Here is an 8,471-nt window from a genome sequence, read left to right on the forward strand (position 1 = left end):
GGAGAAATGAAAGAACAACAACTCCTCCACTTGACAAAGTGTAATTAATAACATGTTTAACATTTAATACATTAGAATTATGAAAGCATTAGGTTACATTGGCGCATTCCTCGGCGGTGCTCTTGCCGGCGGCGCTCTCGGTTTGATTTTTGCTCCTGAGAAAGGTGAAGATACTCGCAACAAAATTTCTGGCGCAATTGATGATTTCTGCAAGAAGCACGACATCAAGTTGAGCAAGAAAGATGTGGACGACCTGGTAGATGACATCAAGGATGCTGCTACTGAGGTTTAATTTCCCTGCCCTTTCATCTTTTAGCACATTTTCAACACAACCAGGATTGGTTGAACAATAAATTGAAGTTTCGCAAATGCGAAAGTTGAATTAATTCGAAAGTTAGTTTTATAATATGATGTTCTCTAACGATAAAAACGTTGAGACAATAGGACAACTCGTAGAAACTATCAAGCACTACATCGGGCTTCAGAAGGAATATTTGAAGCTCGATGTAGTTGACAAAGTTGTTCGCTTGCTCACAGCCTTCACCATCACTCTGGTGTTGCTCGGGCTCCTTACCATCGTCCTCATCTACCTGTCGTTTGCTGCGGCTTTCGCCCTGGGCAACTGGTTGGGAATGGTATGGGGATTTTGCATCGTGGCAGCTTTTTACATTCTCCTCTTGCTCTTATTCGTTGCCAACAGGCACCAATGGATCGAGAAACCTTTTGTCAGATTTCTTGCCAGCCTACTCCTGAAATAGCGCTTAGTTTAATGGTTAATTCTTAGTGTTTAATGTTTAATTGAGCTGGGTTCTGAACTTACTAATGTTTAATTGAACCAAGTTCAGTAAAATCATAACAAAAATGACAAAAAATAATCAAGAACAGGAATTAAGTTCGTTGGCAGAAATCATGTTGCGCAAGGAATTGGTGCGAAAGGATATTGATGCCGATGATGAAAAAATAAAAACTCTATGGAACTCGCTTTTCAAAAAGCCTGATGCCCTGTCGAAGTCGGCAAGCACAAGCAAACGAATAAGCAGTCTGATGTCCATGGGTGCTGGCGCACTCGATGGGGCTATCCTTGCATGGAAACTCTACCGCAAGTTCAAGAGAAAAAAGTAAACAAGACTAAGTTTGAAAAGTAAAAATAAAATTAAGTCGGAATAAGTCTTAAAAGTAAAAATAATGGCAAAAAAAATGGGCCACCGCCGTGACCCCATGTTGTTAACCTTAAATCTAATACTATGAAAAACACATTGCAAATATAAAAATATAATATGTAATTTGCAAGTATTCATCCGTTTATTTAATTTCTTTTAACTATTCCCCTTGTTTAAACGATCCAAATTTAACAACCCTTCAACGTCAAACTTTCAGAAGGTGGAGCGCTCTTTACAGAGCACCCCCTACCCTATAATGGTAAACTTGGCAAACTTGAGAAGAAGCTGCTTCGTCCCGGAATTGACAAACTGGACAGTGGCCTTGGCATTCTCGCCCGAGCCCTCCAGCTTAAGAACCGTTCCTACGCCAAAGCGCTGATGCTCGATCTTGGCTCCTTCTACCAGTCTGCCTGAACCTGCCGAAGAGGTAGAAGAACCAGTCGAATGAGAAGAGAAACCTGACGAATGAGAAGAGGAACCAGCCGAAGAGGACGTCCCTCCAAAGGCTGAGCCGCTCGAAGAAGAGGAAGAATCCATAATACGACGTGCAGCTTCCAGTCCTCTTACCGACTTGAATCTACTGTCTAAACCAGAACCTGACCTACCCGATGTTCTGAAATCATCACGACTGGAACTTCTGAAATCATCACGGCCAGAAGTCCGATAGCCACCCCTTCCGTTTGTTCTGAAATCATCCTCGCCGTCAGAATAATCCTTTTTGTCGGGCTTGAATTGCGAGGAGATAGAATGGTTGTCCCAGGGCATTCTTCCACCATAACCGCCATTTCCATAACCGCCTCTTCCATAGCCACTACTTCCGAAAACATTGTCGTCGTGAGGCATTTCAGAATCCTCCTGAATAAACGCAGAATCTATCTCCTTGATGAAACGACTGGGATTGCCAAACTCCATCTTACCATAACGGAAACGGTTTTTCGCACTCGTGAGAATACAATGTTTCTCGGCTCGCGTAATGGCAACATAAAGCAGACGGCGCTCCTCCTCCAACTCACGGAGCGTGGAGACAATGGCACTTGGGAAGACGTTCTCCTCCAAACCTACCACAAAGACCGTAGAGAACTCAAGTCCCTTGGAGGCATGAACGGTCATGAGCGACACACTGGGCTCGTCGTCATCGCCCTTGCTGTCGAGATCGGTCAACAACGCAACGCCCTGCAGATAATCCGTGAGATAAGCCTCCTGCTCACGTCCCTCCTCGCGACATTCCTCCACAAAACTCTGCATTCCTCCCAACAGCTCTTCCAGGTTCTCCTGACGGGCCAAATCCTCAGGATCACGGCTTCCCGATTTATAAATATCGGCACTAATACCACTCTCCTTGACGATGGTGTCGCCCAGGTCGAAGGCGTTCATGCTCGCCGACTTCTCCACAAAACCGCTGATCATCAACCGGAAACTCTCCAACTTGGCAAGCGTTCCCTTGTTGACTCCCAAACCATAATGCTCGGGCGAGGAAATAACCTGCCAGAAGCTCACATGATTGTCGAGCGCACAGGCAGCAATCTTTGCCACGGTCGTATTGCCAATTCCTCGTGAGGGATAGTTGATGATACGCTTGAAAGCCTCCTCGTCGTCGGGATTCGCCACGAGACGGAAGTAAGCGATGACATCCTTGATCTCCTTGCGCTGGAAGAAGCTGAGTCCACCATAGATGCGATAAGGAATGCCCTGTTTTCTGAACTCTTCCTCGAAACTTCGGCTCTGGGCATTGGTACGGTAGAGGATGGCGAAATCGCTGTACTGGCAATCGTCCTGACGCTTGATGCGCTTGATCTCGCGACACACGATCAGGGCCTCTTCCTTGTCGCTGTAGGCTGGTTTGTAGATCAGGCTCTCTCCCTTGTCGTTCTTGCTGTAAACGTTCTTCGGAATCTGATTGCTGTTGTGCTTAATCAGACTGTTTGCCGCCTCCACAATGCTCTGCGTGCTGCGATAGTTCTGCTCCAGTTTGAAGAGTTTGGCTTCCTTGAACCGGCTCTGAAAACTGAGAATATTGTCGATATTGGCACCACGAAAACTATAGATGCTCTGCGAGTCGTCGCCCACGGCACAAACCCGCTCCTTCTCCTTGCACAACTGCATCACGATGCGCATCTGGGCGTGGTTGGTGTCCTGATACTCGTCAACCAAGAGGAAGTCGAACCTGTCGGCATATTTCTTCCTGATGTCCTCATGCTCCTGAAAGAGCTTGAAGGTAAGAGTCAGCAGATCGTCGAAATCCATGGCGTTGGACTGTTGGCAACGCTGCACATACGTAATGAAAATTTCTCCCAGACGTGGCATTTTGGCACGCTGGTCGGCTTGATACGATTCCTTGTCGCGGGCGTAGTTCTCCGCACTCATCAGGTTGTTCTTAGCCATAGAAATGCGGCTGTGGACGGAGGCAGGCTTGTAGACCTTCTCGTCGAGTCCCATCTCCTTGACGATGGTCTTGATGAGCGAGCGCGAGTCGCTCTCGTCGTAGATGGTAAAGTTGTTGGTGAAACCTATGTGCTGAGCCTCGGCTCTGAGAATGCGAGAGAAAATGCTGTGGAAAGTTCCCATATAGAGATGCTGCGCCAATTCCTGTCCCACGAGTTTGCCGATGCGTTCTTTCATCTCTCGTGCAGCCTTGTTGGTAAAGGTGAGCGCCATGATGCTCCAGGGTTTCACTCCCTGTTGCAAGAGGTAAGCGATCTTATAGGTAAGCACACGGGTCTTTCCCGAACCTGCACCGGCAATCACAAGCGAAGGTCCGTCAATATATTCCACAGCCTTGCGCTGCGATTCGTTCAGGTCGTTCAATAAATCCATTCTTTTAATGTTTACTACTCATTATTTATATCCTCCCACAGCAGTATTGGGGTCAAGGTCTTCTCCCTCCTTCGGAAAGGCGGGAATGAAGCGCATTTCGTGCTCTATCTGCCTCTGTCGCTTGCGCATGTAGCGACTGGGATGCTCCGAGTTGAACTTGCGGGGATTGGGGAGAGTGGCGGCAATCAGGGCGCACTCACTACGGAAGAGGTCGTTCGCCTCCTTGTCGAAATGGTATTCAGCCACAGCGTCCACACCATAAATACCGTCGCCCATCTCGATGCTGTTGAGGTAAACCTCCATGATGCGCTGCTTGCTCCACATCATCTCTATGAGGAAGGTGAAGTAAGCCTCGAATCCCTTTCGGGTCCACGAGCGACCGGGCCACAGGAAGACATTCTTTGCCGTCTGCTGACTGATGGTACTGGCTCCATGCACCTTTCCGCCACGGGCATTGTTGCGGGCAGCATTCTCTATGGCGTTGAAGTCGAAACCATGATGTTTCAGAAAACGGGAGTCCTCGCTTGCCATGACCGCCACGGGCATGTGGGGCGAAATCTTGTCCATCGAAACCCAATGATGATGCAGGGTAACACTCTCGCCCTCAGCCACTTGCTGGAAGCACCTTATCACCATCAGGGGCGTGATGTAGACCGGGATGAAACGATAGGCCACAACAGCAAGAATGGTGGTACTGAAAAACAGCACCACCACCCATTTCAATATTTTCTTTATTTTCTTTAGAATCATCGTAATGATTACTCATGTGGACCGGGGAGCACAAAGAATGCGTCCACGGCCCGTTGGATTCAGTTCATTAGTTCAAAGTACCGTTGTTGGCCTTGTCAACCATGGCCTGGCTTGCATAGAGATAAACCTCCACACGGCGGTTGGCCTGCTGACCAGCCTTGGTGCTGTTGTCTCCTACAGGGTTGCTTGAGCCGTAACCAGCCACGTTCTTGAACTGGCTTGCCTTCACGCCACAAGAGGTGAGATAATTGTAAACAGCCTTGGCACGGTTCTCACTCAGAGGCAGGTTGATTCCGTCGTTACCAGTTGAGTCAGTATAACCCTGGATGTCAACCTGGCAATCAGTATTGTTCTTCAACACCTGAGAGAACTTGGCAAGGTCGTTCTTGGCGTTGGCGTTGAGGTCGAACTTATTGATCTTGAAAAGGATTCCCGAATCAAAGGTCACCTTGACAGCAGCCAGTCCGTTGGCGTCGGTCACCTGCTCCACCTTGGCGTTCTCCACCTGCTTGGCCTGCTCAGCCACCTTGTCCATGTGTTTGCCAATCAGAGTTCCGGCTCCACCACCTACAGCTGCACCAATGGCAGCACCCACGAGGGCACCGGTTCCACGATGACTGTTGTTGAGCAGTCCACCAACGATAGCTCCCAGAGCAGCACCAGAGCCAGCACCTACAGCTGCACCCGTGCCCGTCTTAGTCTGACAACTACCCAAAACCAGCAGCATAGAAAGGGCTGCTACCTGAAATTTCATCTTTTTCATACTCTTTTCTCCTATATATTTCGTTAATTTAAATGCAAAGATAACTCTTTTTTCTCCAACATGGAGTCTTTTCTAATATTTTTTTGTAATTTTGCATGCAAATTTAAGGCTATTTGCAAAAAGAGCCAAGGGAAAACTCCTACTATAGTGAGAGGGAATCCCTAAAACTCTTGTTTCTCGGGAGATTTTCTAAGATAACATTCGAAAATAAAATACATAAACTAAAAATAAATATGGCTAAAGAACTAAAGAATTTGACCAAGCGTGCTGAGAACTACAGCCAGTGGTATAACGACTTGGTAATGAAAGCCGACCTCGCTGAACTGTCTCCAGTACGCGGTTGTATGATCATCAAACCATACGGCTACGCCATCTGGGAGAAGATGCAGCAAGAGCTCGACAAGATGTTTAAGAAGACAGGTGTACAGAACGCATATTTCCCTATGCTCATCCCCAAGAGTTTCTTCTCGCGTGAGGCTGAGCACGTGGCAGGCTTCGCCAAGGAGTGCGCCGTGGTGACACACTATCGTCTCAAGGCTTCGGAAGACGGCAAGAGCGTTGACGTCGACCCAGCAGCCAAGCTCGACGAAGAGCTGATCATCCGTCCTACTTCCGAGACCATCATCTGGAACACCTACAAAAACTGGATCCATTCATGGCGCGACCTCCCTATCCTTTGCAACCAGTGGTGCAACGTGATGCGCTGGGAAATGCGTACCCGTCCTTTCCTCCGCACCTCAGAGTTCCTCTGGCAGGAAGGTCACACAGCCCACGCCACGAAGGAAGAGGCTGAGGCCAAGGCTCAGGAGATGCTGAAGGTCTACGCCGACTTCGCCGAGAACTACATGGGCGTCCCTGTTCTCCAGGGTGTGAAGAGCGAGACCGAGCGCTTCGCCGGTGCCCTCAACACTTACACCATCGAGGCAATGATGCAGGACGGCAAGGCCCTTCAGAGCGGTACTTCCCACTTCCTGGGTCAGAACTTCGCCAAGAGTTTCGACGTCACCTATCTTAATAAGGAGAACAAGCCCGAGTACGTATGGGCTACTTCATGGGGCGTCTCTACCCGTCTGATGGGTGCGCTCATCATGGTCCACAGCGACGACAACGGTCTCGTACTGCCTCCAAAGCTGGCTCCTGTACAGGTGGTCATCATTCCTATCAACAAGGGCGATGAGCAGTTGCAGCAGATCACAGCCAAGCTGCAGCCCGTCATCGACCAGCTGCGCGAGTTGGGCATCAGCGTGAAGTACGACGACTCCGACAACAAGCGTCCTGGCTTCAAGTTTGCCGACTACGAGCTCAAGGGTGTTCCTGTACGCCTCGTCATGGGTGGCCGCGACCTGGAGAACAACACCATCGAGATCATGCGTCGTGACACCTTGGAGAAAGAGTCTGTCAGCTTCGACGGTATCGTGGAGCGCGTGAAGGAAATGCTCGACGACATTCAGCACAACATCTTCGAGAAAGCCCGCAGCTATCGCGACGCTCATGTCTACGAGTGCGACAACTACGAGGAGTTCAAGGAGCGTGTCAAGGACGGCGGCTTCTTCCTCTGCCATTGGGACGGTACTGCCGAGACCGAGGCTAAGATCAAGGAGGAGACTCAGGCCACTATCCGTTGCGTGCCTTTCGCCTACGAGCAGACTCCTGGTGTCGACATGGTAAGCGGCAAGCCTGCCGTGGCTCGGGTCATCATCGCTCGTAGCTACTAAACATAGTAGATTCATAAAACGTTTTTTTAACCATACAGAAGTTAAAGAAGCTCTGCAATGCTTCTTTAACTTCTTTCATTTTTGTCAAGCTTATGAATATTGTTATCATGGATGGCTACGCCTCAAATCCAGGCGACCTCAACTGGGATGCACTCAAGCAACTGGGTGATGTGACTGTCTACCCCCGCACATCCGATGCCGAAAAGGTGGAACGTGCCAAAGACGCCGACATCATCCTCATCAACAAAGTACAGATGGATGCAGAGACCATCGCACAGTTGCCCCGACTCAAATACATCGGCGTACAGGCCACAGGCTTCAACGTGGTCGACATCCAGGCCGCCAAAGAACGCGGCATTGTCGTAACCAACATTCCTGCCTACAGCACCGACAGCGTGGCGCAGATGACCTTCGCCCTCATCCTCGCCATTACCAACCGTGTGGAACATTACACGCATGAAAACCGCAACGACCGTTGGACCTACAACAAAGACTTCTGCTACTGGGACACTCCCCTCATGGAACTGGCAGGCAAGAAGATGGGCATCATGGGATTGGGCAACATTGGTATAAAGGTGGCCACCATCGCACGCGACATGGGGATGGACGTATACGCCTGCACCAGCAAGAACGCCACCGACCTGCCCGAATGGATCACCAAGGTAAGCCGTGACGGACTGCTGGCTACTTCCGACATCCTCTCGCTCCACTGCCCTCTCAACGATGACACTTATCATCTCATCAACGATGAGAGCATCAAGAAGATGAAGCCATCTGCCATCCTCATCAATACCGGCCGCGGTCCGCTGGTCGACGAGGAAGCTGTGGCAAAGGCGCTTCACGAGGGAAGGCTTGCCGCCTATGGTGCCGACGTGATGAGTCAGGAGCCACCCCGTCAGGACAATCCCCTGTTCCGTGAGTCCAACGCCTTCATCACTCCCCACATCGCATGGGCAACACTCGAAGCCCGCACCCGTCTCAACAAGCAAGTGGCTGCCAACGTCAAGGCATTCATCGAAGGAAACCCCATCAACGTGGTGAACAAATAAGACTCAGGAGGAATAGGCTTCAACTGCTTACGAAGCCGCTTTCATTGCTCTATGAAATAGGCTTCATTGACAATCGAAGCCGCTTTCATTTAGAGCCTTTACTATTCAAAGTTTTCAATAGGGGTGCTGAGTAGTTATGGTACGGGAGTTAAATTCAATATAAACAATAGAGTAGATGTGGGGAGTTACCCCCAGCACCTCTCATTGCACCGTACGTACG

8 protein-coding genes are annotated in these 8,471 nt (G+C 49.6%); 5 read left to right on the forward strand and 3 right to left on the reverse strand.

The genetic code is table 11. From position 1 onward, the window contains the following. The first annotated feature begins 79 nt into the window (after nucleotides 1–79). The 3 genes from F7D20_RS10925 to F7D20_RS10935 all read left to right on the forward strand — a co-directional run bounded on the left by F7D20_RS10925 (nucleotide 80) and on the right by F7D20_RS10935 (nucleotide 1,122). Complete coding sequence (locus F7D20_RS10925) at nucleotides 80–292, forward strand: YtxH domain-containing protein (protein ID WP_158464067.1); 213 nt, start codon at nucleotides 80–82, stop codon at nucleotides 290–292. Between the two features lie 118 nt (nucleotides 293–410). Then, the gene (locus F7D20_RS10930) at nucleotides 411–758 is read left to right on the forward strand and encodes a phage holin family protein (protein ID WP_158464073.1); all 348 of its coding nucleotides are present in this window, start codon (nucleotides 411–413) and stop codon (nucleotides 756–758) included. Nucleotides 759–861: 103 nt separating this feature from the next. After that, on the forward strand, nucleotides 862–1,122 hold the full coding sequence (locus F7D20_RS10935) for a hypothetical protein (protein WP_158464068.1): 261 nt from the start codon (nucleotides 862–864) through the stop codon (nucleotides 1,120–1,122). Nucleotides 1,123–1,406: 284 nt separating this feature from the next. Here the strand turns inward: F7D20_RS10935 and F7D20_RS10940 are convergent, their stop codons facing one another. From F7D20_RS10940 to F7D20_RS10950, 3 genes are all read right to left on the reverse strand, one after another. Further along, nucleotides 1,407–3,974: an ATP-dependent helicase gene (locus F7D20_RS10940; RefSeq protein WP_158464069.1), complete on the reverse strand. Its 2,568-nt coding sequence runs from the start codon at nucleotides 3,972–3,974 to the stop codon at nucleotides 1,407–1,409. Nucleotides 3,975–3,995: 21 nt separating this feature from the next. Further along, entirely contained in the window at nucleotides 3,996–4,724 is a 729-nt protein-coding gene (gene mtgA / locus F7D20_RS10945; protein ID WP_158464070.1) for a monofunctional biosynthetic peptidoglycan transglycosylase, read from the reverse strand. A gap of 67 nt (nucleotides 4,725–4,791) precedes the next feature. Beyond that, entirely contained in the window at nucleotides 4,792–5,487 is a 696-nt protein-coding gene (locus F7D20_RS10950) for an OmpA family protein (protein ID WP_022252256.1), read from the reverse strand. A 233-nt stretch (nucleotides 5,488–5,720) separates the two neighbouring features. Between F7D20_RS10950 and proS the strand changes: the two genes are divergently transcribed. Together proS and F7D20_RS10960 are read left to right on the forward strand one after the other, a co-directional pair. Beyond that, on the forward strand, nucleotides 5,721–7,202 hold the full coding sequence (gene proS / locus F7D20_RS10955) for a proline--tRNA ligase (RefSeq protein ID WP_158464071.1): 1,482 nt from the start codon (nucleotides 5,721–5,723) through the stop codon (nucleotides 7,200–7,202). Between the two features lie 92 nt (nucleotides 7,203–7,294). Continuing rightward, on the forward strand, nucleotides 7,295–8,251 hold the full coding sequence (locus tag F7D20_RS10960) for a D-2-hydroxyacid dehydrogenase (RefSeq protein ID WP_158464072.1): 957 nt from the start codon (nucleotides 7,295–7,297) through the stop codon (nucleotides 8,249–8,251). Nucleotides 8,252–8,471 lie beyond the last annotated feature (220 nt).

Origin of the sequence: Segatella copri (genome assembly GCF_009495355.1) — a bacterium.
Lineage (GTDB): Bacteria > Bacteroidota > Bacteroidia > Bacteroidales > Bacteroidaceae > Prevotella.